The 23659-nt window shown below is 63.8% G+C and carries 27 protein-coding genes; 11 read left to right on the top strand and 16 right to left on the bottom strand.

Features of this window, described 5'->3' with window-relative positions; translation table 11 throughout:
* Positions 1-23: 23 nt before the first annotated feature.
* Genes mnmA through DBW_RS10310 form a run of 3 tightly spaced genes read left to right on the top strand, consistent with a single transcriptional unit; the run spans position 24 to position 3318 of the window.
* On the top strand, positions 24-1109 hold the full coding sequence (mnmA, locus tag DBW_RS10320; protein ID WP_066727455.1) for a tRNA 2-thiouridine(34) synthase MnmA: 1086 nt from the start codon (positions 24-26) through the stop codon (positions 1107-1109).
* The gene (gene mtaB, locus DBW_RS10315; RefSeq protein WP_066727454.1) at positions 1106-2395 is read left to right on the top strand and encodes a tRNA (N(6)-L-threonylcarbamoyladenosine(37)-C(2))-methylthiotransferase MtaB; all 1290 of its coding nucleotides are present in this window, start codon (positions 1106-1108) and stop codon (positions 2393-2395) included. Before mnmA ends, mtaB begins: the two co-directional genes overlap by 4 nt.
* A complete protein-coding gene (locus DBW_RS10310; RefSeq protein ID WP_066727453.1) occupies positions 2392-3318 on the top strand; it encodes an RluA family pseudouridine synthase in 927 nt (308 codons plus the stop codon). Before mtaB ends, DBW_RS10310 begins: the two co-directional genes overlap by 4 nt.
* A 28-nt stretch (positions 3319-3346) precedes the next feature.
* Here DBW_RS10310 and DBW_RS10305 read toward each other — a convergent pair whose 3' ends face one another.
* The 4 genes from DBW_RS10305 to DBW_RS10290 form a co-directional block, all read right to left on the bottom strand.
* Positions 3347-4639, bottom strand: a complete 1293-nt coding sequence (locus tag DBW_RS10305) for an MFS transporter (RefSeq protein WP_066727452.1) — start codon at positions 4637-4639, stop codon at positions 3347-3349.
* Positions 4623-5396, bottom strand: coding sequence for a DsbC family protein (locus tag DBW_RS10300; RefSeq protein WP_066727451.1), 774 nt, complete (start codon positions 5394-5396; stop codon positions 4623-4625). Before DBW_RS10300 ends, DBW_RS10305 begins: the two co-directional genes overlap by 17 nt.
* Before the next feature lie 4 nt (positions 5397-5400).
* The gene (locus DBW_RS10295; RefSeq protein ID WP_231875319.1) at positions 5401-5736 is read right to left on the bottom strand and encodes a hypothetical protein; all 336 of its coding nucleotides are present in this window, start codon (positions 5734-5736) and stop codon (positions 5401-5403) included.
* Between the two features lie 97 nt (positions 5737-5833).
* Complete coding sequence (locus DBW_RS10290; RefSeq protein WP_066727450.1) at positions 5834-6427, bottom strand: NUDIX hydrolase; 594 nt, start codon at positions 6425-6427, stop codon at positions 5834-5836.
* A 280-nt stretch (positions 6428-6707) separates the two neighbouring features.
* Between DBW_RS10290 and DBW_RS10285 the strand changes: the two genes are divergently transcribed.
* The 7 genes from DBW_RS10285 (at position 6708) to DBW_RS10255 (ending at position 13652) form a co-directional block, all read left to right on the top strand.
* Positions 6708-7313, top strand: a complete 606-nt coding sequence (locus tag DBW_RS10285; RefSeq protein ID WP_066727449.1) for a DUF4398 domain-containing protein — start codon at positions 6708-6710, stop codon at positions 7311-7313.
* Between the two features lie 13 nt (positions 7314-7326).
* Positions 7327-8430: a L,D-transpeptidase family protein gene (locus DBW_RS10280; protein ID WP_066727448.1), complete on the top strand. Its 1104-nt coding sequence runs from the start codon at positions 7327-7329 to the stop codon at positions 8428-8430.
* Positions 8427-9149 (top strand): L,D-transpeptidase, encoded by a 723-nt coding sequence (locus DBW_RS10275; RefSeq protein WP_066727447.1) that lies wholly within the window; start codon positions 8427-8429, stop codon positions 9147-9149. The genes DBW_RS10280 and DBW_RS10275 overlap by 4 nt, the downstream gene beginning before the upstream one ends.
* Positions 9150-9202: 53 nt before the next feature.
* Positions 9203-9796, top strand: a complete 594-nt coding sequence (locus tag DBW_RS10270) for a hypothetical protein (RefSeq protein ID WP_157471866.1) — start codon at positions 9203-9205, stop codon at positions 9794-9796.
* 77 nt (positions 9797-9873) lie between these two features.
* Positions 9874-11283 (top strand): sensor histidine kinase, encoded by a 1410-nt coding sequence (locus DBW_RS10265; protein WP_066727445.1) that lies wholly within the window; start codon positions 9874-9876, stop codon positions 11281-11283.
* Entirely contained in the window at positions 11280-12659 is a 1380-nt protein-coding gene (locus tag DBW_RS10260; protein ID WP_066727444.1) for a sigma-54-dependent transcriptional regulator, read from the top strand. The genes DBW_RS10265 and DBW_RS10260 overlap by 4 nt, the downstream gene beginning before the upstream one ends.
* Positions 12660-12773: 114 nt before the next feature.
* Entirely contained in the window at positions 12774-13652 is an 879-nt protein-coding gene (locus DBW_RS10255) for a phosphate/phosphite/phosphonate ABC transporter substrate-binding protein (protein ID WP_066727443.1), read from the top strand.
* Between the two features lie 87 nt (positions 13653-13739).
* On the opposite strand, the gene DBW_RS10250 is transcribed toward DBW_RS10255, so the two are convergent.
* From DBW_RS10250 to DBW_RS10205, 10 genes are all read right to left on the bottom strand, one after another.
* The gene (locus DBW_RS10250) at positions 13740-14519 is read right to left on the bottom strand and encodes a DUF748 domain-containing protein (protein ID WP_066727442.1); all 780 of its coding nucleotides are present in this window, start codon (positions 14517-14519) and stop codon (positions 13740-13742) included.
* A 97-nt stretch (positions 14520-14616) separates the two neighbouring features.
* Positions 14617-15369: a TerC family protein gene (locus tag DBW_RS10245; RefSeq protein WP_066727441.1), complete on the bottom strand. Its 753-nt coding sequence runs from the start codon at positions 15367-15369 to the stop codon at positions 14617-14619.
* A 95-nt stretch (positions 15370-15464) separates the two neighbouring features.
* Positions 15465-15794 carry a cupin domain-containing protein gene (locus DBW_RS10240; RefSeq protein WP_066727440.1) on the bottom strand — a complete coding sequence of 110 codons (330 nt, stop codon included), beginning with the start codon at positions 15792-15794 and terminating at the stop codon, positions 15465-15467.
* Between the two features lie 60 nt (positions 15795-15854).
* Positions 15855-16661: a dienelactone hydrolase family protein gene (locus DBW_RS10235; RefSeq protein ID WP_157471864.1), complete on the bottom strand. Its 807-nt coding sequence runs from the start codon at positions 16659-16661 to the stop codon at positions 15855-15857.
* Positions 16662-16847: 186 nt separating this feature from the next.
* Positions 16848-17261, bottom strand: coding sequence for an alternative ribosome rescue aminoacyl-tRNA hydrolase ArfB (gene arfB, locus DBW_RS10230; RefSeq protein ID WP_066729786.1), 414 nt, complete (start codon positions 17259-17261; stop codon positions 16848-16850).
* A 49-nt stretch (positions 17262-17310) separates the two neighbouring features.
* Positions 17311-18417 (bottom strand): TlpA disulfide reductase family protein, encoded by a 1107-nt coding sequence (locus DBW_RS10225; RefSeq protein WP_066727438.1) that lies wholly within the window; start codon positions 18415-18417, stop codon positions 17311-17313.
* The gene (locus tag DBW_RS10220) at positions 18414-18647 is read right to left on the bottom strand and encodes a (2Fe-2S)-binding protein (protein WP_157471863.1); all 234 of its coding nucleotides are present in this window, start codon (positions 18645-18647) and stop codon (positions 18414-18416) included. The genes DBW_RS10225 and DBW_RS10220 overlap by 4 nt, the downstream gene beginning before the upstream one ends.
* Positions 18644-19081 carry a tRNA (N6-threonylcarbamoyladenosine(37)-N6)-methyltransferase TrmO gene (gene tsaA, locus DBW_RS10215; protein ID WP_066727437.1) on the bottom strand — a complete coding sequence of 146 codons (438 nt, stop codon included), beginning with the start codon at positions 19079-19081 and terminating at the stop codon, positions 18644-18646. Before tsaA ends, DBW_RS10220 begins: the two co-directional genes overlap by 4 nt.
* Positions 19065-19748 carry a haloacid dehalogenase type II gene (locus DBW_RS10210; protein ID WP_066727436.1) on the bottom strand — a complete coding sequence of 228 codons (684 nt, stop codon included), beginning with the start codon at positions 19746-19748 and terminating at the stop codon, positions 19065-19067. Before DBW_RS10210 ends, tsaA begins: the two co-directional genes overlap by 17 nt.
* Before the next feature lie 98 nt (positions 19749-19846).
* The gene (locus DBW_RS10205; RefSeq protein ID WP_066727435.1) at positions 19847-20359 is read right to left on the bottom strand and encodes a peptidylprolyl isomerase; all 513 of its coding nucleotides are present in this window, start codon (positions 20357-20359) and stop codon (positions 19847-19849) included.
* A gap of 337 nt (positions 20360-20696) precedes the next feature.
* Between DBW_RS10205 and DBW_RS10200 the strand changes: the two genes are divergently transcribed.
* A complete protein-coding gene (locus DBW_RS10200) occupies positions 20697-22088 on the top strand; it encodes a rhomboid family intramembrane serine protease (RefSeq protein WP_066727434.1) in 1392 nt (463 codons plus the stop codon).
* Positions 22089-22167: 79 nt separating this feature from the next.
* Here DBW_RS10200 and DBW_RS10195 read toward each other — a convergent pair whose 3' ends face one another.
* Both DBW_RS10195 and DBW_RS10190 read right to left on the bottom strand, forming a co-directional pair.
* The gene (locus DBW_RS10195; protein ID WP_066727433.1) at positions 22168-22851 is read right to left on the bottom strand and encodes a type 1 glutamine amidotransferase; all 684 of its coding nucleotides are present in this window, start codon (positions 22849-22851) and stop codon (positions 22168-22170) included.
* 87 nt (positions 22852-22938) lie between these two features.
* Positions 22939-23283 carry a zinc ribbon domain-containing protein YjdM gene (locus DBW_RS10190; protein ID WP_066727432.1) on the bottom strand — a complete coding sequence of 115 codons (345 nt, stop codon included), beginning with the start codon at positions 23281-23283 and terminating at the stop codon, positions 22939-22941.
* Between the last annotated feature and the right edge of the window lie 376 nt (positions 23284-23659).

The raw sequence follows: 23659 nt of genomic DNA, 5'->3' as shown, positions 1-23659 counted from the left end.
CTCTCTGTGGCCAAAGTGATCAAATGTCCGTTAAAAAAGAGCGCATCGTCGTTGCCATGAGCGGCGGGGTCGATTCCTCGGTCACCGCGGCCCTGCTCGCCGAGCAGGGGCACGAGGTGATCGGCCTGACCATGCAGATCTGGGACTACTCCACCTTTACCGCCGATCACGGCGAGAGCTTCGGCACCTGCTGTTCTCTCGACGACGTCTATGACGCGCGCCGGGTGGCCGAAGCGATCGGCATTCCGTTTTACGTGGTCAATTTTGAGAAGGAGTTCCAGCGCCAGGTAATCGATCGCTTCTGCGACGATTACTTCTCCGGCCGCACCCCCAATCCCTGCGTCCTCTGCAACCAGAAGCTCAAGTTCGAACGGCTGCTGCGGCGCGCCCGCGAGCTGGAGGCCGACCGGCTCGCCACCGGCCATTATGCCCGGGTGGTTGCCGCCGAAGGTGGTTACCAGTTGCGCAAGGGGCGCGATATCCAGAAGGACCAGAGCTATTTTCTCTACACCCTCGACCAGACGCAGATGGAGCGGGTTCGTTTCCCTCTCGGCGAGATGACCAAGGAGGAGGTGCGGGCCCATGCCGCCCGCTTCAATCTGCCGGTCGCCGCAAAGGCCGAAAGCCAGGATATCTGTTTCGTCCCTGACGGTGATTACGTTCGCTTTCTCGAAGAGGAACGGGGGGAAGGGCAGATGAACGGGGCGATCGTGCACGTCGCCGACGGCAGGGTGCTCGGCCAGCATCTCGGTACCTACCGCTACACCATCGGCCAACGCCGCGGCCTCGGCATAGCCTGGCCCCATCCGCTCTTTGTCGTCGGCATCGATGCCGAAAACCGGCGCGTGCTGGTCGGTGAGCGGGAACACCTCGCCTGCGATCGCCTCGAGGTCAGCGACGTGATCTGGGGGGGGACGCCCCCTGACGGAGCGATCGAGGCTTCCTGCCGCATCCGTTACCGCCACCAGGAGGTGCCGGCCCGTATCGAGCCCCTTCCCGGCAACCGGGCCCGGGTTCTCTTCGAGAAGCCGCAATTCGGCGTGACCCCGGGACAGGCGGCGGTCTTCTACCGGGACGACCTGGTCCTCGGCGGCGGCACCATCGCATGAAGGGTTCCGTCGCCATCGCCACCCTCGGCTGCAAGACCAACCAGTTCGAGTCGGCGGCAATCGCCGAGCAGTTGACCGCCGGCGGCTGGACAGTCGTCCCTTTCGAGGTCGGGGCCGACCTGGTGGTGATCAACACCTGCACCGTCACCAGCGCCACCGACAGCCAGTCCCGCAACCTGATCCGCCGCGCCCGGCGGCTGCGCCCCGCCTGCAGGGTGGTAGTCACCGGCTGCTACGCCCAGGTCGATCCGCAGACCCTGGCCGCCATCCCCGGGGTCTCTCTGGTGCTCGGCAACGAGGAGAAGCGGGACCTGCTGCAGCTGCTGGAAACGGGGGGCGACGGCATCCAGGTCGCCGACATCCGCCGGGCGGCGACCGCCGAGGTGGCGACCCTGGGAAACTTTGCCGAACGCAGCCGCGCCTTCGTGCAGATCCAGAACGGCTGCGACGCCTTCTGCGCCTACTGTATCATCCCCTACGCCCGCGGCCGCAGCCGTTCGGTGCCGCCTGCCCAGGTCGTGTCCCAGGTGCGGGAGCTCGCGGCCGCCGGCTTCCCGGAGCTGGTCCTCACCGGCATCCATATCGGCCATTACGGCGCCGACCTCACCCCGCCAACGACCCTCCTGGCGTTACTGCAGCAACTGGTGGCGGAACCGGGTCTGCCGCGGCTGCGCCTCGGTTCCATCGAACCGACGGAGCTTCCCGAGCGGCTCCTCGACCTGGTTGCCGATTCTCCCGGCCTCTGCCCCCATCTGCACATCCCATTGCAGGCGGGGAGCGACAGCGTGCTGCGGCGCATGAACCGCCACTACGACACCGCCTTCGTCCAAACCCTGCTCAGGCGGGTGGTGGACACCATCGCCGATGTCGCCATTGGTCTCGATGTCATTGCCGGGTTCCCCGCCGAGAGCGAAGCAGAGTTCGAACAGACCTGCGCCCTGCTGCATAAGCTGCCGATCAGCCACCTTCATGTCTTCCCCTTCAGCCGCCGTCCCGGCACGCCGGCGGCGACCATGCCGGGCCAGGTTGCGGCTACGGTAATCAAGGAGCGCGCCGCCCGGTTGCGCGAGATTGGCGCGGCCAAGGCCGCGGCCTTTGCCGAGCGCTTCATCGGCCGGGAGCTGGTGGTGGTGGTCGAAGGGGGAGGGGACGGTGAGGAGCGGCGCGGCCTGACCGGAAACTACCTGAATGTCCGTTTCTCCGGGCCGGCCAGCCTGGTCGGAAGGACGGCGCAGGTGCGGGTGACGGCTGTCGCCGGCGCTGAACTGCAGGGTGTCTTGCTGTGACCAGCCCGAACGGGAGTCGCCGCTGGCAGCTGGTCGTGCCGCAGCAGGGGCGGGGGGAGCGGCTCGATCACTTTCTCGCCGCAGCAATAGCGACCTGCTCGCGCAAGGCGATCAAGCGCGCCCTCGACGGCGGCCGACTCTTTCTCGATGGCCGGGTCGAACGCCGCGCCGGCAGGCTTCTCGCCGGCGGTGAATCGATCCTGCTGACCCTTGACGCGCCTGCGGCGCCCCTGCCCGCCGTCATGCCGGAGATCCTCTTCCGCGATGGGGACCTGCTGGCGGTGAACAAACCCCCCGGGCTGCCGGTGCATGCCACGGTCGCCGGCGGCCCCAACGCTCTCGATCTGGTCAGGAATCTGCTCGCTGGGGAGACGACAGATCCGGTCCTGCTGCACCGCCTCGACGCCGATACCAGCGGGGTTCTCCTCTTTGCTCTCAACGCCGCTGCCAACCGGGCGCTGGCCAGCGATTTCGCCGCGCGGCGCGTTGCCAAGCGCTACCTGGCCCTGGTGGGCGGTGCGCCGCCCGCGCGCTTTACCGTGACCAATTATCTCCGGCCCGGGGTGCGGGGGAGGACCGTCGCGGTCGCCAGCGGTGGCCAGTCCGCCCATACAGAATTTAAAACCCTCGGCCAGGGCTCCGGCTTTGCGCTGGTCGAAGCCAGTCCCCGCACCGGGCGCACCCACCAGATTCGCGTCCACCTCGCCGACCTCGGTTTTCCCCTCCTTGGCGATCTCCTTTACGGTGGTCCCCCGGCCCTCGCTCTTGGCGCCGATGACCTGCTGACCGCTCCCCGCCACCTGCTCCATGCGCACCGCCTGGAGTTCATTCACCCCAGTGAAAAGCGGACGCTGCAGATCAGCGCCCCCCTTCCGCAAGACTTCAAGCCGTTTCTGGAAAAACTGCAAAAGAGACCGAATTAGAAGAGAAATTTTATAGGTCCTATAGGACCTATGCCTGGGCCTTGCTGCGCCCGCGGTCTACGTTGACCGCCAGGAGCAGAACCAGGCCGATGAGAAAAAAGGCCGAGAGGGCGAGGATCGAGAGGCGGGTCGAACCGGTCAGGTCGGCAATAGCGGCGAAGACCAGGGGACCGAGGATCGAAGCGAACTTGCCGCTGATGGCGTAGAAGCCGAAGAACTCGGCATTCTTTCCCGGCGGGATGAGGGAGGCGAAGAGGGAACGGGAGATCGCCTGACTGCCGCCGAGGATCAGCGCCACGACCAGGCCGAGCACCCAGAATTCCCAGGCCTGCTGCATGCGAAAGGCATAGACCGTCATCGCGAGAAAGAGGAGGAGGCTGAGGAGGATCGCCTGCCTGGCGCCGTAGCGGGCGGCCAGGCGGCCAAACAGCAGGGAACCGGGCATGGCGACAAACTGGATCATCAGGAAGGTGCCGAGGATGGTGGTCTGGGAGAGACCGAGCTCCTCACGGCCGAAGATCGCCGAGACCGCGATCACCGTCTGGATGCCGTCGTTGTAAAAAAGAAATGCGAGCAGAAAGAGGGCGAGGTCACGGCAGCGCAGGATGTCGGAGAAGGTGCGACAGTAGCCGCGAAAACCGCGGACCAGGGTCGCCGGCGCGCGCAGACAGGCCTCCTCCCGGACCCAGGCGAAGGTCGGCAGGGCAAAGCCGAGCCACCAGAGGCCGGTCAGCAAAAAACCGGCACGGCTGGCGCTCGCCGTGTCAGCAAGGCCGAGGGCAGTGGGGAAGCTGATGAACAGAAAGACGGTAAGGAGAACGAGGCCGCCGCCGATATAACCGAGGGCGTAACCCTGTGCCGAGAGCCGGTCGAGGTCAGGGCCGCTGGCGAGGGCGGGGAGAAAGGCGTTGTAGAAGATGTTGCCGGCGGCAAACCCGATATTGGCGATGACAAAGAGGAGGGCCACCAGCAGGTAGTCGCCGGGGCCGGTTGCGGCGAGCAGCATGGTGGCCAGGCTGCCGAGGAGGCAGCAGGTGATCAGGAGCCGGCGCCGGACGCCGCGGCGGTCGGCGAGGGCTCCGAGGGCGGGGGCAGCGATCGCCACGAGGAGCATCGACAGGGAGACGGCATAGCCCCAAAGAGCGCTCGCCGGCATTGAGCGAACCCCCCAGGGGAGATAAAGAACCGCCCCGGTCGCAGGGACCAGGGCGGCAAAGTAGACCGGCAGGACCGCCGCCAGGATTACGGTGGCGAAGGCGGAATTGGCCCAGTCGTAAAGGCACCAGCCGAGGCGGGCGCGGTGGTTACTTGGCGGGGCCATTGCCGGTTTTCGGAGCGGGGGCCGGGCCGGGACCGAGGAGCTTGTCGAGGAGTTCGGCGTTGGCGCCACGGACGGTCTGGCCATTGACGAAGTAGGTCGGGGTGGAAGCGATGCCGAACTTTTCACCGATCGCCTTCTGCTCGTCGCCGAGGCCGTTGTCCTTGAAGGGGGGGAGCGGGCCCTGGTCGTATTTCCCCGCCATTACTTCCTCGTAGGCCTTGGCCGGATCTGCGGACGAGAGCACAAAACGGGCCTTCTCGGCGGCGTTTTTATGCATCGCCAACGGGAAGAAGTAGATATAGCGGGTGACATCGCTGCGGTTGGCAAAGTAGGCCGCTCCGCGGCGGCAGTAAGGACAGTCGGGGTCGGTGAATTCGATAACGGTGCTGGGGCCGGACCCGATTTTGAGCGCCTTGTCGAGGGGGAGGGACGCGAGCTTCTCCTGCATCAGGCGCTCCTGGGTCTCCCGGGTCAGGTTCTTCCCGCTCTTGTCGTAAAGCTCCCCGACAAAGATATAGCCCTGCTTGGGGAAATAGTAGAGGAGTCCCTTGCGGGCATGGACCTCGTAAAGGTCCGGAACCGGTGTCGGGTTGATGGCGATGACATCGGTACCGATCTGCGGGTAGTCCCGGGCGAGGGCGGCACCGATCGGCCCGTCCTTGAGCGGGGCGGAGGCAGTAGGCTCGGCGCCCAGGGCGGGTAGGGCCAGCGCAAGGCAGAGGAGGAAGGCACAGCAGGATGAAAAGAAACGCAGCATGAAGCTAACTCCCTTCGTTGTGGTGGGGTGAGGGCCTGGTATGCAGCCATTGCCGGTAGCCACACTGCTCCGGTAACCAGCTGAGACCGGCGACGACGCTCGGGGTCAGTTGCAGGCACCCTTCACCGACGTCGAAACGTTTGTGATAGACCCGGCACTGGCGGGAAACGATATCGAGGTGACGGCAGGCGATGCTGGTGGGGCGGATGGTCCCGTCTTCCTCGACCCACTTTTCGAAACAGCACTCGCCGCAGCGGCGGCAGAGCTGCTCCCAATCCGCAGGGGAGACTTCCAGAGGGAGCGGAAGGGTAACCGCTTCGTTGGACGGGCTGACGCTCAAGTGGGATCTCCGTAAACAAGTTGGCGTCGCTATCTATAACAGATTTCCTGGCAGAATGCCACGGGGAAGCGGGACCGGCGCCCTCCCCGGGGGCGCATCAGACCTTCGCGGCGCCGGCGAGCCCGGGAACCTGGTCAGCCAGCGCCATCACCAGGCGATAGGTGATGCCCCAGAGGATATCGCGACCGGGGAGTGGCAGCCGGATCGCCGGCCGCAGCAGGTCGCTTTCGCGGAAACGTACCGCTGCCATGACCTGGCGTGCCGGATCGTAGAGCGTCGCCAGGGGGACCCAGTGGGTTGCCTGCAGTTCGTGATTGGGGTGCAGCGCAACATCGCCCGGCACCTGGTAGACAAAGCAGCGGACCAGGACCGGCAGGTGGGCTCCGGGGAGGTCGGCGAGGCGGCCGAAATAGCGGGCCTGCGCCAGGTCGAGGCCGAGTTCCTCCCGGGTTTCCCGCAGCGCCGCCTGGCGCAGATCGGTATCCTCGGCAGCAAGCTTGCCGCCGGGAAAACCGAGGTCCCCCGACCAGGGATCGCCGGGGTGGCAGGCCCGCTCCACCAGCAGCAGGTCTGCTCCTCCAGGCGCTTCGCGCAGCAGCATTGCCACCGCAGCAGGGGTCCGGTTGGCGGCCGGGACCCTTCCCGGGTGGTAGGATCGCAAGGCCTTTTCAATTTCGCTGAGGGTCGGCATGGGGGGTCCGATGGGGAAAGTCGCGCTCGTTTCGCAACCGGGGTCTAATCCAAGGATAATTGAATTCCACTTTCCGGCCAAGCACCGTGGCCACAACCGGGAAAGGGAGGGGGCAAATTTTCCCCATTTGCGGAACAGATTCCTCATACGGGGGTAGGAAAATTCAGCCAAATATAGTAATAACAAATAGATAGTGGTTGGATCGAGGATTGCTCATGGCTTTGGCATCCTGCTGCAAATGCAGCGACAAAACTCTTTCCCAGAATAGGAGCACCTCGAAATGAAGAAACTGTCTTTTCTCCTCATCGGTCTGACCCTCGCTTTCACCCTGACCGCCTGTGGCAAACAGCCGGTAGAAGAGATCAACAGCACCCGTTCCGCCATCGACGCCGCTGTCAGCGAGGGCGCCGAAAAGTACACCGCCGATGACCTCAAGGCGGTCAATGACAAACTCGCCGTGGTCATGGACGAAATCAAAGTCCAGGATGGCAAGCTCTTCAAAAATTATGACAAGGCCAAGCAGATGCTGACCGCGCTGAAAGTCGATGCCGACTCCCTCAAGGCGAAGGTGATTACCGTCAAGGAAGAGCAGCGTGCAGCGGCCGTCGCCGCCCTCGACAGCGCCAGCAGCAGCATCACCGAGGCCGAGGCTCTCCTCGCAAGTGCCCCCCAGGGGAAAGGTTCTGCCGCCGACATCGCCATGATGAAAGGGGATCTCCAGGGCTTGCAGACGGCCCTCGGTGAAGTCCAGCCCCTGATTGATAGCGGCGACTACGCCGCCGCCAGCGAGCGCGCTGCTTCGATCCAGGAGAAGGCCGGCACCATCGCCGCCGAGGTACGCGCCGCCCAGGAGCGGTTGGCTGCGCTGAAAATTCGCCGCAAGTAAGGGATAACACCCGTTGTCCTGCTTCCACTTCCTGAAAACGGGTCTGCTGATCGTGGCGCTTGCCACACTCGTCGGATGCAAGGAACCGCCGGTTCCGCCCGAGGTCCCGCTGGCGTTACGCCAGGAACAGGACCTCTGGCGGGCCGGCGCATCCGTTTATGCGCCGGGCGATTACGCCGCCTACAAGGTCGCCCTCGAAGCGGCTCGCGACCTCCTCAACCACGAGCGGTCCCGCATGGTCTGGTTGCGCGACTACGACCCGGTGGCCCTCCGGTTCCGCGCTGTCCTGCAGCAGGGAGAAGGTCTGCAGCAGCAGATTGCCGCCGTCAGCTCTGCCGAATCGGCAGCGGCCCGGGAACGCCTTGAACAGCTGGCCGGGGTGCTGCGGTTGCTCCGCGACCTCGCCGATGAGCTCAAGGACGGTCGTCTCGCCGGTCGCCGCCTGGCCATTGCCGAGGTCGATCTCGGCGAGGCGAGGCGTCTGATGCGGGCCGGCGAGGTTCGGGCCGCCGCCCCGCTCCTCGATCGCGCCAGCCGGGAGATTCGGGAGAAGGTGCGTCTGGTGCTGCCGCTGGTCGCGCGTTTTGGCGAGCCGCTGCAGTTGCGTCAATGGCGGCGCATGGTCGACGATTCGATCGCCGAAGCCCGCCGGCAGGGAGACTATCTCCTGATCGTCAGTAAGCTGGAACGGGAAGTGATCGTCTACCGGGGCGACCGGGAAATCCGTCGCTACCCGGCCGGATTCGGTTTCAACCTGCTCAGCGACAAGCTCCACGCCGGAGACAAGGCGACTCCCGAGGGGCGGTACCGGGTGGTCAGAAAAAACCCCCAGAGCCGCTATTTCAAGGCCCTGCTCCTCGATTATCCGAACACCGAAGACCGCCGTCGCTTCCTGCAGGCGAAACGGGAAGGGAAGATTCCCGCCCATGCCGGCATTGGCAGCCTGATCGAGATTCATGGCGGTGGCCGCAAGGGGCTGACCAACGGTTGCGTCGCCCTGGAGGATGGTGACATGGCGACCCTCTTCGAGCTGGTGCCGGTAGGGACCGCCGTCACCATTGTCGGCAGCCTGCGCCCGGACAACCCGCTGGCCGTCGCCCTGCGGGAGCTCAAATGAACGTCGAATCGAAACCGACCCGGGTTCAGCTCTTAGGCAGCTGGGCGCCATCGCCCGCGGGTCCTCGGTGGCGCCTTTGCCGACAACGGACTCTGCTGCTGATTCCGGTTTTGGTCCTGGCTCTTCTGCTGGTTCTGGCCCAGGGGGCGGGTTGGTTCATTGCCCACCGGGAGGTGCCCCTGCTGCACGATACCGGCAGTGCCGATCCGCTGCCGGCCCCGGCCAAGCTGCCGGGTGCCATCAAGAGCCTGCAACGTAAACTCGCCGCGCTCGCCCCCAAAGGAATCTTCGTTGTGGTCGATACCGCCGCCAACCGGGTAATGCTACGGCGCGGGGAGGAGACCCTGCGCACCATGGTCGCGTCCTGCGGCAGCGGGAATGTGCTGGAGGACCCAGCTGGTGGCCGCAGCTGGACCTTTGAAACTCCGCGCGGGAGTTTTTCGGTCCAGTCCAAGGTCAATAATCCGCTCTGGATCAAACCCGACTGGGCCTATCTCGAAGAAGGGGAGGCGATCCCCCGCAACCGGGCCGAGCGCGCCCAGCCGGGGATGCTCGGCGAGTACGCCGTCGGTATCGGCCAGGGCTATTTCATCCACGGCACCCTCTACAAGCGCCTCCTCGGGCGCAATGTTTCCCATGGCTGTGTCCGCCTCGGCGATGAAGATCTGACCGCCCTGGTGAAGAGCGTTCCCCTCGGCACCCGGGTGATCATTTACTGATGAACCGCCTGATTCTCCTTTTCCCGCTATTTGTCTTATTCTCGGCTATCGCCGTGGCTTCTCCTGCCACTGACCCGGGGGAACTGGCTCGCGATTACCGGTTGCTCCGGCACGAACTGCGGCTGGCGGGGGAGAATCCGCTCTATTTCGTCTTCGATCTGCCGCAACAGACGGTCAGCTTCCGCGCCAAAGGATTGAGCGTCGTTTTCCTGCCGGTGGCGGGATGGGGGCGATGGGGCCCTCGCACTGCTGACCGCATTGCAATATTAACCGGCAAGGAGAGTCTTTCCGCACCGCAGCGAACCAGGATTCGGGTCGCACCGGTGGCCGAAACTCCGGCGCTTACCGAGGCCGGCAACCTCGACGCGCTGGAACTCGATGACATGCCGCTGCGCTATCGACTGATCCTCGACGACGGTACCGTGATCCGGGTGATCCCGGTCCAGACCGGAATCTTTGCCCGCATCCTTGCCGGCATGCGCTGGTTGGCCTGGTACCTGTCGCGGCCGTTGATTTCCGACTGGAATTTCCTGCGTGGAAAGACCTATACTGAGCTGGTGCTGGCGTTGCAGCCCGATGACGCGCGGCTGCTTTACTGGTCCTTTACGGCCGGCGGTCGCTGCCTGCTGCGGTGGCCGGCGCCCTGAGTTCGGCACTCCCCCTCCCGGCGAGGCCTATTTTGCAAATCGATCATGGCCGGAAAGCGTTCCGGTTTTTCCCCAGGGTGACTCTGCGCACCCGGCTGATGGGCCTGATGCTGCTCACCAGCTCCTGTCTGATCACCGTTCTCATCCTCTTCTACTACCAGTCGGAAAAAGCTCTCTATAACGAGTTTCAGCGCCAGACCACCCAGCTTGCCAAGGCGATCGAAGTCGGCCTGCACGGCAGCGCCGCTGCCAATCTCGGGGCGCCGGAACAGCTGCAGGCCTACCTTTCCAGCCTCAATACCCGGGGGGTGCGGGAGATTTCGGTGATCAGCAGTGCCGACCGCATTCTCGCCAGCACCAACCGCGAATCGGTCGGCAAGTGGATTACCGAGCACCGCAAGGAACTGATCTTCAAGGCGGAGCTGGGGGAGCCGGTGACCGGGGAAGGGCAGGTCTACAACGTCATCGTGCCGGTGGCCAGCGACGGCCAGACCATGGGCTATATTCACCTGGCCCTGAATACGGACGATTTTTCCGTCTTCCTGCGGGCGAGCGCCATTCGCCGAATTCTCGGCGCCCTCATCATCCTGGCTCTGGGCACGGTGATGGCCTTCTTTCTCGCCGGTCACTACACCCGGCCGATTCAGCAGATGGTGGTCGCCGCCGGTGAGGTCGCCAGCGGTAACCTCGAGCAGGAACTGCCGGTTGCCCGGCGCGACGAGATCGGGGATTTGGCGCGCAGTTTTCAGGATATGCTGCTGCGTCTGCGCGAGGACCGCCAGCTCGGAGAACGACTGCGGGCCGCCGAGCACCAGGCGAGCCTGGGCCAGGTCGCCCGCAATATTGCCCATGAAATCCGCAATCCCCTCAATTTCATCAGTCTTTCCATCGATCATATGCGCGACGTCTATTGCCCCGACGACCCGCAGGGGGCCGAACGCTACCAGCGCATGGTCGGAAATATCAAGGGCGAGATCCAGCGGATCAGCCGTTTCGTCGAGAACTACCTCGAATATGGCCGCCCCCTGGAGCTCCAGTGCCGGCCCCTCGCCCCGACCGCACTTCTCGATGAGCTCCTCGACCTGATCGCCGCCCGCGCCCGGGAACAGGGAATCGAAGTGCAGCGCAATTACGGCGATCTGCCGCTGTTGCAGGCCGATCCGGACTTTCTGCGCACCTGTCTGCTCAATATCATCGTCAACGCCTGTGAGGCGATGCCCGAAGGAGGAGGCCTCGAGGTGACGGGAAAAATCGACGGGGCGAAAGTGCTGCTGGAGTTTCGGGACAACGGCTGCGGTGTGGCCGCCGCCGAACAGGAACGGATCTTCGAACCCTTTTTCACCACCAAGGAGAAGGGGCTGGGGCTCGGCCTGGCGCTGACGCGGCGCCTGATCGAAGAACATGGCGGGCGCGTCGATTTTGCCAGCAGTCCGGGGATCGGTACGACCGTGTCGGTACGGCTGCCCCTGCCAGGGAGGGATGCATGAAACCATCGGTCCTGATCGTCGACGACGAACCGCTGCAACGGGACATTCTCGAAACGATCCTCGCCGAGGCCGGTTACGAGGTTCAGACCGCTGCCACCGGCCGCGAAGCTTTGCAGCGGACGCGCTCCCTGCGGCCGGACGTGGTCCTCTCCGACCTGCGCATGGCCGGCATGGACGGCATGGGGCTCCTCGACGCCCTGAACGAATGCCAGCCGTCACCGACCGTCATCATGGTCACCGCGCACGGCACCATCACTTCGGCGGTCGAAGCGGTCAAGCGCGGCGCCTTTGACTACCTGACCAAACCCCTCGACAAGGAACAACTCCTGCTGGCGGTGCGCAAGGCTTGCGAGCGGAGCCAGATTCTGCGCGAGAACATGCAGCTGCGGCAGCAGCTCTATGACCGTTTTCGCATGGAAGGGATCATTGGCCGGTCGCCGCGCATGCATGCCGTGATCGAACTGCTGAAGCGGGTTTCGGGAGCGCCGGCGACGGTGATGCTGCGGGGGGAGAGCGGCACCGGCAAGGAGCTGGTGGCGCGCGCCATTCATTACAACAGCCCCCGTCGCGGCCGTCCCTTCACGGCGCTCAATTGTGCCGCGATCCCCGAGAACCTCTTCGAAAGCGAACTCTTTGGCTACGAAGCCGGGGCTTTTACCGGGGCGGTCGGGCGTCGCGAAGGGCTGATCGAGGTCGCCAACGGTGGCACCCTCTTTCTCGATGAAATCGGGGATCTGCCGCTGACCATGCAGTCGAAGCTGCTGCGGGTGCTGCAGGACCGCGAAATCCGGCGCGTTGGCGGCAAGGAACAGGTCAAGGTCGACGTGCGCATTATCTCGGCCACCAACAAGGACCTGGAGCAGGCGGTGGAGCAGAAGTCCTTTCGCGAGGATCTCTATTACCGCCTCAATGTCGTCTTTATCGAGTTGCCCCCCCTGCGCGAGCGGGTGGAAGATATTCCGGCCCTGGTCGAACACTTCCTGGCCAAGTACAACGCCGAGTTCGGACGCCGGGTGCGCGAAATCCGGCCCGATGCCTTGCGCGCGCTGCAGGAATTCCGTTGGCCGGGCAATGTCCGGCAGCTCGAAGCCGTCATCGAGCGGGCCCTGCTCCTCAGCGACAGCGACGTGTTGAGCCTGGCGGATATCCGCCCCCTGCTGGTGAGCCGCCGCAGCGAGCGCCATCTCTGGGCCGAACTACCGGCCGACGGCATCGACCTTGAGGCCGTCGAAAAGGAGTTGCTGCACAAGGCGCTGGTTCGCTCCGGCGGGGTGGCGACCCGGGCGGCCAAACTACTGCACATGAACTACAAGCAGTTTCTCTATCGGGCGGAGAAATACGGCATCAAGGCCGGCGATGGGGACGGCGCGTCATGAGATTGGATTAAACAATTGTCCTTGGCGAACTGGCGCGGAGCGTGCTAGGTTAGGCATCGTTAAGTTTTTCCCGGACCTTGACGGTCCCGTTGCCAGCCCTTGCCGGAGGTGAAGATGATGAAGTTGAGTCGTTGCTCAAAGTTTGTCCATGCTGGAATTATCCTGGTTGCCGCGATTGCGGTCCTCGCCCTGGGGGCCCTGCCGGCCGCCGCCGAGACCTTCCGTATTGCTATTATGCAGGCCCAGAAAGGGGCCGCTGAGAAATTCGCGCCCCTGGAGCAATACCTCGCCAAACGTGGCGTGGAGGTCGAGCTGGTCCCGACCACCGGTTACACCCAGGCGGCCCACATGTTCGCCGAGGGGAAAGCCGACGGCATGTTCAGCGGTTCCGGCGTCGCCGGAACGATGATCATCAAGGACCTCGCCTATCCGGTGGTGCGCCCGGTCAACATGCAGGGCGTCAGCACCTACTGGGCGGTCGTCATTGCTCCCAAGGGAGCCGCCCCCTTCGTCCCCGACGCCAGCTATTTCCAGGGGAAACGGGTCGTCTACTGCGCCCTCGCTTCGTCCGGTGAGTTCTTCTTCCGTTCCCTCCCGGGGGCCCTGGCAGCGGCCAAATCGACGGCGATCGCCCCCTCCCACCAGGCGGCGATTGACGCTGTTGCCAAGGGGGAGGCGGATGTGGCCATCGTCAAGAACCTGGTTTGGAACAATCTCAAGGCCCAATATCCCGCCCTGGTCGAAGTCGGCAGCGATGCCGGCCAGAATCCGAACGACGCCCTGATTATTTCCAAACAGACCGATCCCGCCTTCGTCAAGCGTCTCACCGGGATATTGCTCAAATTGCAGAGCGACGAGAGCGAGGAGGCGAAATCGGCGCGGGCCGGCCTGAACATTCTTGGCTACGTTATTACTTCCGCCAACGACTTCCAGCACACTCTCGAGCTGCTGCGCAGCTCCGGTGTCGACCCCAACTTCGATTTTCACTTCTGATCCGAAGTAGCAGCTGCCTTGAACAAAGAACGGGGATGCCTCTGGCATCCCCGTTCTTTGTTGCATCGAGTTAAAACTATTACGGACTCAGTTGCCGAAGATTTTCTTCAGGGTTCGATCGGCGTCGATTCCGCAGGTACCGAATTTCTCGTCGAGCTTGCGCTGCAGCTTCCCGGTCCCCCGGTTGAGCTTTTGTTCTATCAGGGCGTCGATACCCCGCCGGGTCGCCTCCTTCTTCAAGGCCTTGGTCATGGCGGCAAAGACGATTTTCGCCAGCTCTTCCCCGGTGACCCCGGCGCTGCCGCCGATTTCGTGCAGGACGATGGGGGGTAGGGTGCCGCTGTAACTTTTCTGGCCGATGGCCGAAAGGTCGATCTCTGCGCCGGCGTCTGCAATCGTCAAGGTTCTGATCCGCAATCGTTTTTCCCCGGCAGCGGAAGTTTCTGTGGTCGATCCTCTGCTGCCGCTGGCAAGACCCTGGTTGAAGCGGTCGAGATTCGACTCGCCCCGGGAGTTGAGTTCAAAACGCAGCCGTGGGGCGATGATGCGTATCTCTTCGAGGGTTGGCAGGTTGCCGGTAATGCTGGCCGGTTCGAGCTGCAGGCTGATCTCCCCCAGGGCGAACAGTGGCTGGGCGCTGAATCCATCGGGGTTGGCCACATCGAGGCCACGGATGGTCCCCCGGGCCTGGTCAAGATCAATCTGGACGCCAGCGACCGTGACCCTGGTCCCGGCGGCCCGGGAGCCTTCGGATTCAATCCCCCTCTTGACCAGGGCGTCAAGGTTGTCAACGAGGAAGAAAATACCTGCGGCCAGGGCCAGCACGAAGAGGAAGATGCCGGTGCCGATTGCTTTACCGGTATTCATGGGGGAAAGTTCTCCGTTGGGGCTGTGGGTTCCTTCCTAGCCTAGTGCCTGGAAGGTACTTTGGCAAGTCGCCCGATCCGGGTGCGGCGCGAGGGGCTCAGTCGCTCTTCTCTCCGCTGAGGGGCTTGCGCAGGTGGACCGGGGGGCGCACCGGTTTGCGCACCTTCATGTTGAGAAGCTCGACGCCGACGGAAAAGGCCATGGCAAAGTAAACATAGCCGCGGGGGACGTGAAGCCCGAGGCCATCGGCGATCAGGGTGACGCCGATCAGGATCAGAAAAGAGAGTGCCAGCATCTTGAAGGTCGGGTGGTCTTCGACGAAACGCCCGATTGGGCCGGCTGCGAACATCATCACGCCGACCGCCACGACGATGGCGACGATCATCACCCAGAGGTCCCTTGCCAGGCCGACCGCAGTAATTACCGAGTCGAGGGAAAAGACGATATCGAGCAGGGTGATCTGGATCAGGATGCCGGCAAAGGAAGAGGCGAGGCGCCGGTCCGATTCTCCCTCGGTTCCCTCAAGGCTGCTGTGGATTTCGTGGGTGCTCTTGAAGAGGAGGAAGAGGCCGCCGCCGAAGAGGATCAGGTCCCGCCCGGAAATCGGATGTTCGAGGACCGTCAGCAGGGGTCGGGAGAGGCCCATGATCCAGGTGAGGGAGACCAGCAGCAGGATCCGGGTCAGCATCGCCAGGCCAAGCCCGATAACGCGCCCCTTGGACTGCTGGTGGGGCGGGAGCCTGGCAACCAGGATCGTTATGAATATGATGTTGTCGATGCCGAGAACAATTTCCAGGGCGGTCAGGGTGACCAGGGCGAGCCAGATTTGCGGGTCGAGCAGAAAATCCATGGCGGTATCACTCTCCGAAGGTAGGGAAGGCGCATTATAGCAGCAGGCGTGAGGAATGCCAGAGAGAGAAGGGTCTAGCCGAAGCGGGGAGGCGGTCAGGAGCGTGGGATGTTGACTGAAATCAGCAGCAGGTCGTCGCTGCCGCTGTTGCGATAGCCGTGACGTTCACCAGCGACAACCCTGACAATCGAACCGGGAGCGACGGGAAATTCCCGGTCCGCCACCGCCACCAGCCCGACCCCTTCCAGGATGTAGAAGAGGTGGTCGTAGGAATCCGCGTGCTCGGCAAAAGAACCTCCCGGCGCGACCCGGGTCAAGACGATCCGGGTCGCGCCGTCAAGCAGGGTCTTGCCGAATACCCCCTGGGTAAATTGTGGCCGAACCGGTTGCCAGGGGAGCGCTGCTTCGTCTTCGATCCTTGCCATCTTCACCTCTCCGGTCCTCCCTTATTCCGGGGCGGAAGGGAACCGGTCGTTGCCCCCGGATCAGTGCGATGCCGGGGAAGAAAAGATCCGCTGGAAAAAGTCGGCCATTGCCTGCCACGATTCCTGGTCCACCTTGGCGTTGTAGGCCAGGGGGAGATTGAACTTCTGGCCATAGGCATCGGCATCGGAATTGGTGAAGCTGTGCTTGGCGCCAGGGTAACTGATCAACTGGAAGTCGGCGCCGGCCGTCGTCATCTCCTCTTTGAAGGCGGCGACCTGTTCCGGCGGCACGAAGGGGTCCTCCGCGCCGGTCAGTACCAGGATGCGGGCTTTCACCTTCCCCGGTTCCGCCGGGGCTCCGGTGCCGAGGCTGCCGTGGAAGCTGACGACGCCGTCGATATCGACACCGGCCCGGGCCATGGCGAGGACGATGCCGCCGCCGAAACAGTAACCGATGGCGGCGATCCGGTCGGGATCGACCCCAGGCTGCTGCTTGAGAAGTTCGAGGCCGGCGAGGAAGCGTTTCTTTGCCAGCGGCAGGTCCTTGCTGACAGCGCTGGAGAACTTGCCGGCGGTTTCCGGATGGATGGCGGTCTTGCCGTCGCCGTACATATCGACCGCCAGGGCGGTATACCCCATTCCGGCCAGCATCTTGGCACGCGTGCGGGCATAGTCGTTAAGGCCCCACCATTCATGAACAACGAGGATGCCCGGGTGCTTGCCGGTGAGGGCGGGGTCGGCGGCCAGAAATCCCTTGAGGGTGGTGCCGTCACCGGCAGAGTAGTCGACTTCATGCCCCTCTACATCAGCAAGGGCGGTACCGGTAAGGGCGAAAAAAGCAAGGCAGAGGAGGAAGTTCCGGATCATGGTCATGTCTCCTTGTGCGGATGGCTTTTAAAGATGACCAGCAAGGTTCTCCTTTGGCCATTATATGCCGATCGGGAAAAATTTCCATCGCCGGCGCATGGAAAAAAAGGGCGACCTGCAATGGCTGGTCGCCCCGCTGAGTTATGGGCCCTGGAGATGGCCTTGAAGGGAATTGGTGGGGGCGATTTATTCGGAAACCTTGCCGCGCAGGGCCTTGATGCGCCCGCGATGGCTCTTGCCGGCGATCCGCTTTTCCCGGGCGGCCTTGCCGGGGCGGGTCGGACGGCGTGCCTTCGGGACCGCCGCGACGCTGCGGATCAGAGTGGCCAGGCGTTCCAGGGCATCGGCGCGGTTTCGTTCCTGGGTGCGGTGCCGCTGGGCCTTGAGGATGATGACGCCGTCGCTGGTAAGGCGGCGGTCATGAAGGGCGAGGAGGCGTTCCTTGTAGAAGTCCGGAAGGGAGGAGGGGCCCACCGCAAATCGTAGATGGATGGCGGTGGCGACCTTGTTGACATTCTGGCCGCCGGCCCCCTGGGCGGGAATCGCGGTCAGCTCCACTTCGCTGAGAGGAATGGCCAGATCGGGGCTGATGTGCAGCAGGCTGCTGGAAAGTTCGCTGGCGATAATTCTCCTCCTTGTCCCCGGTGCGTCAACGCAACCCCTTGGCGGCGAGTTCCGCAAGAAGCGCCGGCCCCTGGGCGAAGCTGTCAAAGATAATCGCTGATGTCATCGTCGCCGAAGTGATGGCGTCGACCTGGGCGGAAAAGGGGCGGGGACTGGCCAGGGAACTCCCGAGGAGCCGCCGGCGCATGGTGGCGATTTCAGCCTCGTTCCAGTCGACATTGCCGTACTTGGTCAATTGCAGCGGGACAAAGCCGATCACCTCTCCCTGGGGAGTGAAGAGATAGATAAAGTGAACGTCATGGCAGATATCGCAGATCGAGGAGCGGCTGACGACCTCGGCAAAGAGGGTCCGGCGCTCGGCCCCGCTTTGCACCAGGCCGCGGTAGACCTGGCGGCCGCTCGGCAGCTCTACTGGGGCGAGATCGACAATCCGGTCGGCATGGGCGATAAAGGCCTGGCGTACCCGGGAATCGAGTTCCTCGGAGGTGAATAGCTGGCGGATCGCCTGGCGACCCTCGGCATTCTGCCCGGCCGCCTGGCGAATGGTGCCCGGGTCCGTATTCGCCAGCGCCTTGAGCTCGGCAAAGAGTTCCCGGTAATGGGTGTTGAGCCCGAGGTGGGTGGCGGCCACGATCCCGGCCTCTCCCTGGGGACGTTGCCGGACATAGAGGCTGAAGGGGGTCGCCGTCCCCCCGACCGCCCGCCAGACGGCGAATTCCGGGTCGGGGAGGACCGGGAACGGAACCTGGAAACTGCTGGTGAAGCGATCGATCTCATCCCATTTGCTCGCCACCCCGATACCGAGGAGCTTGATTCGGCCGCGAGTGGCGGGGTCGGCCTCGATCATCCGGTAGAGTTCGTTGTAGGAGGGCGCCTGCATCTGGCAGTGGGGACAATAGACGCTGAGGAGTTCCACCAGGACGACTTCGGCGGCCACCTCGCTAAGGCGGAAGGTCGGCTGGTCACCGAGACCGAGGTAGGCGCGCCGGGCCGGATCGATGGGGGTCGGCAGGGTAACCTCGGGGAAGAGGGCGCCGCGGTCGAGGGGACGGTTCTCCGCGGCGGCCACGGGCCCGGTCGCCAGCAACAGGGCAGCGGTCAAGGGGGCGAACAGGTAACGCCAGCTCTTCATAAACTCTCCTCAGCGGTGCTGCTGCCCAGGTCTTCCAGGCTGGCAAGAAGCTCCTGCAGGCGTGGCGTACACCGCCTGCCGCCGCAGGGTCCGCTGCCGGCGCCGGTCGCCTTTTGCAATTCGGGGAGCGTCCTGGTTCCGGCGGCGACCAGGTTGAGAAAGGTCCGGCGGCGGATTCCCTTGCAGATGCAGACCACCTTCAGCCCTTCGATGATTTCAGCTTCGTTCATCTCGATCCTTTCTTCCCGGGAGAAGGTGGCTGCTCGACTTTCGCTGCCGGCTTGATATCGAGCAGCGCGGTGCCGTCGAGGCAATCGAGCCCCCGTACCTCGATGCTGTTTCCGGAGCAACGTTCGATCCGTACCACGCCGGCGCCGATCGGGTTGGGGCGGTTGGGGGTGCGCAGGGCAAAGACTCCGCCCTCTTCCCCGGTAATGCGGGAGGCCTGGTGAAGCCGGAGGCGGTCGGCACGGTCGAGCCAGTATAGCACGAGAATCGTCTGCCCCGGCTGCAGTCCGCAGAGCGCCGGGGCATACTCGGGAGCGAGCACCAGCCGACAGACGGGGCCATCGGGCTCGATATTCCGCGGGCAATCCTCAAGCCGCCGCCAGGGTGTCTCGATGTGACCGACGCTGCGCAGTTGCATCTCAGCAGCAGGCGGCATCGGCCAGGCCCTGCTGCAATTCGCCTAGGGAGGTGACGGTCAGGGTCGGGGTGAATTCCCAGGGGTCGAAGCTGCTCGACGTGCTGCGGCGTACCCAGGCTGCACGCATGCCGGCGGAGAGGGCGCCGATGACATCGAAGGGATTGCCGGAAATCATCCAGGCGGCGGCCCCGGCCGCACCGGCACGCCGCAGGAAGTGGGCATAGACTGCGGGGTTCGGCTTGAAACTCGAAATCTCGCCGGTGCTGATCACGTCCCGGAAGTGATGGGCGATGCCGGCATGCTCCAGCAGGGAAGCGACATCATCCGCCCTGCCGTTGGAAAAGGCGAAGAGACGATGGCCCGCCGCAGCCAGCGCCGGCAGGGCTTCCGTCACCTCCGGGAAGGCCGGGAGGCGTCGATACCCGGCCAGAAGTTCCTCGCGGTCGGAAGCTGCGATGGGGACTCCGAGGGTATGGCAGCTCCAGTCGAGGGCCTGGCGGGTACAGACGGAGAAGTCGGCGTAATTCTGCATCAAGCCCCGGCGGAAGGAGTATTCAAGCTGCTTGTTGCGCCAAAGGGTGGATAGCTCGGTGGCGCGGTCTCCCACCAGCTGGCGCAGTCCGGTGACCACTCCGGCAGTGTCGATCAGGGTGCCGTAGACATCAAAGGCGAGAGTTGCGGCCATGGTTTCCTCTTTCGTTGCAGGGCAAGGGAGTGGCTTCTCTCCAGTTTACCTTGAAACAGGCGGACGGCCAGAGTGGCAGAGGCTATGATCCTTGGCGGTCAGTCGATCACCGTTACGGCGGTTATGACCACCGGTTCTTCGGGGACATCCTGGTGGCCGGCGCTGGCGCCGGTGGCGACCTGCTCGATGGTGTAGACCACATCCATGCCGTCAACGACCTTGCCGAAGACGGCGTAGCCGAAGAGTTCCGGGCGCAGTCCGCCGTGATCGAGAGATTTGTTGTCGGCGGTATTGATGAAAAACTGGGCGGTCGCACTGTCAACTTCCGCGGTGCGGGCCATGGCGATCGTCCCGGTCCGGTTTTTGAGCCCGTTGGCAGCCTCGTTCCGGATCGGCTCCGCGGTCGGCCGTTCCTGCATCTCCGGCGTCATGCCGCCCCCCTGGATCATGAACCCGGGGATGACGCGGTGAAAGATCGTGCCGTCATAATGGCCGGACCGGGCATAGCGGATGAAATTGGCCACCGAAAGGGGGGCCTTGGCGGCATCCAGTTCGAGGAGGATTTCACCCAGGGAGGTCTCCATCTGGATTAACGGGTTGCCAGTGCTCATCGTCGAACTCCTGATCGAAAAGGGAAGGGGATGGTTGGGGGTTGCCAATGGGGCTGTTATGCCGCCATCCCCGGCGATTGTCAAGGGGCGGTCGGATTGGCCTTTTATTTGCTACGGTTGAACGCCAATCCCCGAACGGACGACCCTCTGCCTGGCCGGTTCAAGGCTGCTGCAACCGTGAATTTTCGCGAGGGGTGTGCAGAAGCTGTTGGTTCCGGCGCTTTGCCGTGGCGGGTATGGACGCGGATGCTCCGGTGGCTCTGGGGAGGGGTGCTGCCTGGAATGACAAAAATGAGCACGCGATCGGTTTTTTGACGTGCTTTGCAGGAGGACCGGTATGAGTGAGAACCTGTTCAAGGTCGTGTTCAAGGGGGAGATCGGCTTCGATTTCGACGAGGATGAAGTCAAGGCCAACCTGCAGAAGTTTTCCGGGTTCAGCATGGACAAAATCGAGCGCCTCTTCGCAGGGGGGGCCCATGTCCTGAAGAAGAATGCCGAGCTGGACGCGGCAAACCGTTTTCGGGATGCCCTGATGCGGCTTGGGGCACTGGTCGAGGTTGAACCGATGCAGGCGCCGTCGCCGCCGATGCCGGAGCGGCCGCGGACAGTGGCGCCGGCGCGCCGGGCGGTCCCCGACTTCAAGTGCCCGGCCTGCGGGCAGGCTCAGGTCAAGGGGCAAACCTGCGTCGCCTGCGGGATCTTCTTTGAGAAGTACGAGGCGGCACAGAAACGCAAGGCCGAGGAACTGCAGCAGAGCATGTTCGGCGTCTCGAACGAAGCCGATGAGGTCAGCGTCAAGGCAGGCCCCGCCTTTTCCCAACTCGACACCCGCGCCCGGCTGGCGTTGGCGGGGCTGGCAGTGGGGATTGGGGTCTCCCTGCTGCAGGGGTACTTCTTTGGCCGGCACCTCGAACTGATCGGTTTTATCATCCTGACGACTATTCTGTTGCTGGTCCTGCTGTTCTCCTCGGTCTTCAGTGACCATGACCTCCTTGACGGCTTCGGCAACAACCTTGCCGTCGAGATGGAACCCTACCTGCGCATCGATCGGCGCCAGGAATGGTGGCCGCGCAAGGTGACCTATACCCTGGTGGTGCTGGGAGCGCTCCTCTATTACGGGCTGGTAATCCATCTGTCGCCAGGGATGGTAGCGGACAATCTCGCATTCTTCCCCGGGCGACCGGCGGCCTGGAATGTCATTCCGGGTGTGCTTCTCTCGCCCCTGCTGCACGTGCGCAGTGGGCAACTCTGGGGGAGCCTCCTCTTTCTCTGGGCGCTCGGTATGGCCCTCGAACCACGCCTTGGCAGCCTGCGCTTTGGACTGCTTTATTTCGGCCTGGCGGTTGTCGCCGGCGGGCTGGGCAGCCTTTTGCACCTTCTCCTCTTCGGCAGCCTGCCCCACGGTTTTGGCCCGGTCGGGGCGATTGCCGGTCTTTTCGGGTTCTGTCTGACCGGCGGGATCGGACCGATTCTGACCTTCTCCCTCCCCCTGCTCGGAGCCCTGCCGCTGGTCTATCCCCTCGGTTTCGCGGTCCGCTTCAACACCCTGGCCCTGCTCGCTTTTTTTCTTTACGCCGGACTTGGTGGCGGCTTCGCCATCGAGCACAGCTTCCGCGCCGCCTTTGGCTGGCAGCTGGTCCCCCTCGTCGGTCTTTGCAGCGGCATGCTGGCCGGATATTTCTTCCCGGTTCAGGAGGGGGATTCGCTGGCAGAGAACCGGCGCCGGTAAAATCGACGGCCATTTTCCCGTCTTCTGTCAGAACTCATGGAAAGAGGATGAAGGGAGCGCCCCTGGCAAGGTGAAGCGGTCAGCGGCAGAGATAGTCCAGCACTTCAATCATCAGCCGGTTGGCCGCCGGCAGCCACTGGGGGGCGGCGCCGCGAATCGCCTCCTCGGTCTGGATGAAGGGTGCGCCGACCAGTTCCTCCCGACCGTTTTCCAGCAGGGCATCGAGACTCTCCGGTGTCGATTCGAGGTGGAACTGGAGCCCGATGACCCGGTCGCCGAGCTGGAAGGCCTGGTTGTGGCAGGCCTCGCTGCTCGCAAGCAGGTGGGCCCCCTGCGGGAGGTCGAAGGTTTCTCCATGCCAGTGGAGGACCTTGCAGCTGGCCGGGAAAGTGAAAAGGTCCGCCGGGCCGGGGCAGCCCCGGACCGGATACCAGCCGATCTCCTTGTGGGTATTCGGGTAGACGGCGGCGCCGAGGGCGCTGGCAATCAGCTGCGCCCCGAGGCAGACGCCGAGGACCGCCACGCCACCCTCGATAGCCGCCCGCAGGAATACTTTCTCGGCAGCCAGCCAGGGGTAGTCGGCGGCGTCGTTGACACTCATCGGTCCGCCCATGGCGATAACCAGGTCGAGGTCATGGGCGGAGGGGAGGGCCGGATCGACGAAAAACCGGGTCGTGGTCACCCGGGCCCCGCGCTCCGCCAGCCATTCGGCGATGCTGCCGATCCCCTCGAAAGGAACATGCTGGAGAATATGTACCCGCATCGAATGGTATCTCCTTGAAGATGGGTCGATAATCCGAAAACCGCTCCTTCCTGCTCCATCCCGGCTGCAGGCCCTTAGTTCCGGAGATCAAACCTTCCTGACAAACTCCGATTTCAGCTTCATGGCGCCGATGCCGTCGATCTTGCAGTCGATGTCGTGATCGCCTTCGACCAGGCGGATATTCCTGACCTTGGTCCCCACTTTCACCACCGCCGAAGAACCCTTGATCTTGAGGTCCTTGATCACCGTCACCGTATCGCCGTCGGCGAGCAGGTTGCCGTTGGCATCCCGACTGGGACGACCCTCTTCTTCCGACGCGGCCATCTCCCCGGTTATCGCCCATTCGTGTGAACATTCCGGACAGACATAGAGGGGTCCGTCCTCGTAGGTGTAGGGCGAACCGCACTCGGGGCAGGGGGGGAGCTCACTCATAACAGTCTCCTTGAGGTTATTCCTGTTGAGTCTTCGGGTAAGCCCCGGCGTTGCCGCTGCGCCCAAAGCTGCAAGAGGGCCTGGTCGGTTCCGGGACGACTTCGCCGCAGGTACGGCGGCGGAGGTCATCATGCCGCAGTGGCCGGAGAAAATGCAACCCGCATTTCCTCCCTTTTTCAACTCGGGGAAGAAACTTCCTGGTAATCGGCGCTTCCGATCGCTACAGGTAGCCTGCCCCGTTCCTCCTGTCCACGATCCTGTCCACTCTCCTTGGCAGCGGCGCCGATTGGGCGAGGGGTGGGCATGAGGCAACAAGGAAATCCCCCTGATCAGCAAACCGGCCCAGAAGTACATCCTCCTGCCACCTCTGTCTTGG

Source organism: Desulfuromonas sp. DDH964, from assembly GCF_001611275.1.
In the GTDB taxonomy this organism is placed as follows: domain Bacteria; phylum Desulfobacterota; class Desulfuromonadia; order Desulfuromonadales; family DDH964; genus DDH964.
The sequence above is the reverse complement of the archived record's forward strand: the minus strand, read 5'-3'. Positions and strand labels throughout refer to the sequence as shown.

Coding starts and splice junctions, on each gene's coding strand:
- mnmA (WP_066727455.1), top strand. CDS start 24: ATGTCCGTTAAAAAAGAGCGCATCGTCGTTGCCATGAGCGGCGGGGTC.
- mtaB (WP_066727454.1), top strand. CDS start 1,106: ATGAAGGGTTCCGTCGCCATCGCCACCCTCGGCTGCAAGACCAACCAG.
- DBW_RS10305 (WP_066727452.1), bottom strand. CDS start 4,639: ATGGCCCCGCCAAGTAACCACCGCGCCCGCCTCGGCTGGTGCCTTTAC.
- DBW_RS10300 (WP_066727451.1), bottom strand. CDS start 5,396: ATGCTGCGTTTCTTTTCATCCTGCTGTGCCTTCCTCCTCTGCCTTGCG.
- DBW_RS10290 (WP_066727450.1), bottom strand. CDS start 6,427: ATGCCGACCCTCAGCGAAATTGAAAAGGCCTTGCGATCCTACCACCCG.
- DBW_RS10285 (WP_066727449.1), top strand. CDS start 6,708: ATGAAGAAACTGTCTTTTCTCCTCATCGGTCTGACCCTCGCTTTCACC.
- DBW_RS10275 (WP_066727447.1), top strand. CDS start 8,427: ATGAACGTCGAATCGAAACCGACCCGGGTTCAGCTCTTAGGCAGCTGG.
- DBW_RS10260 (WP_066727444.1), top strand. CDS start 11,280: ATGAAACCATCGGTCCTGATCGTCGACGACGAACCGCTGCAACGGGAC.
- DBW_RS10255 (WP_066727443.1), top strand. CDS start 12,774: ATGATGAAGTTGAGTCGTTGCTCAAAGTTTGTCCATGCTGGAATTATC.
- DBW_RS10250 (WP_066727442.1), bottom strand. CDS start 14,519: ATGAATACCGGTAAAGCAATCGGCACCGGCATCTTCCTCTTCGTGCTG.
- DBW_RS10245 (WP_066727441.1), bottom strand. CDS start 15,369: ATGGATTTTCTGCTCGACCCGCAAATCTGGCTCGCCCTGGTCACCCTG.
- DBW_RS10240 (WP_066727440.1), bottom strand. CDS start 15,794: ATGGCAAGGATCGAAGACGAAGCAGCGCTCCCCTGGCAACCGGTTCGG.
- DBW_RS10235 (WP_157471864.1), bottom strand. CDS start 16,661: ATGATCCGGAACTTCCTCCTCTGCCTTGCTTTTTTCGCCCTTACCGGT.
- DBW_RS10225 (WP_066727438.1), bottom strand. CDS start 18,417: ATGAAGAGCTGGCGTTACCTGTTCGCCCCCTTGACCGCTGCCCTGTTG.
- DBW_RS10220 (WP_157471863.1), bottom strand. CDS start 18,647: ATGAACGAAGCTGAAATCATCGAAGGGCTGAAGGTGGTCTGCATCTGC.
- tsaA (WP_066727437.1), bottom strand. CDS start 19,081: ATGCCGCCTGCTGCTGAGATGCAACTGCGCAGCGTCGGTCACATCGAG.
- DBW_RS10210 (WP_066727436.1), bottom strand. CDS start 19,748: ATGGCCGCAACTCTCGCCTTTGATGTCTACGGCACCCTGATCGACACT.
- DBW_RS10205 (WP_066727435.1), bottom strand. CDS start 20,359: ATGAGCACTGGCAACCCGTTAATCCAGATGGAGACCTCCCTGGGTGAA.
- DBW_RS10200 (WP_066727434.1), top strand. CDS start 20,697: ATGAGTGAGAACCTGTTCAAGGTCGTGTTCAAGGGGGAGATCGGCTTC.
- DBW_RS10195 (WP_066727433.1), bottom strand. CDS start 22,851: ATGCGGGTACATATTCTCCAGCATGTTCCTTTCGAGGGGATCGGCAGC.
- DBW_RS10190 (WP_066727432.1), bottom strand. CDS start 23,283: ATGAGTGAGCTCCCCCCCTGCCCCGAGTGCGGTTCGCCCTACACCTAC.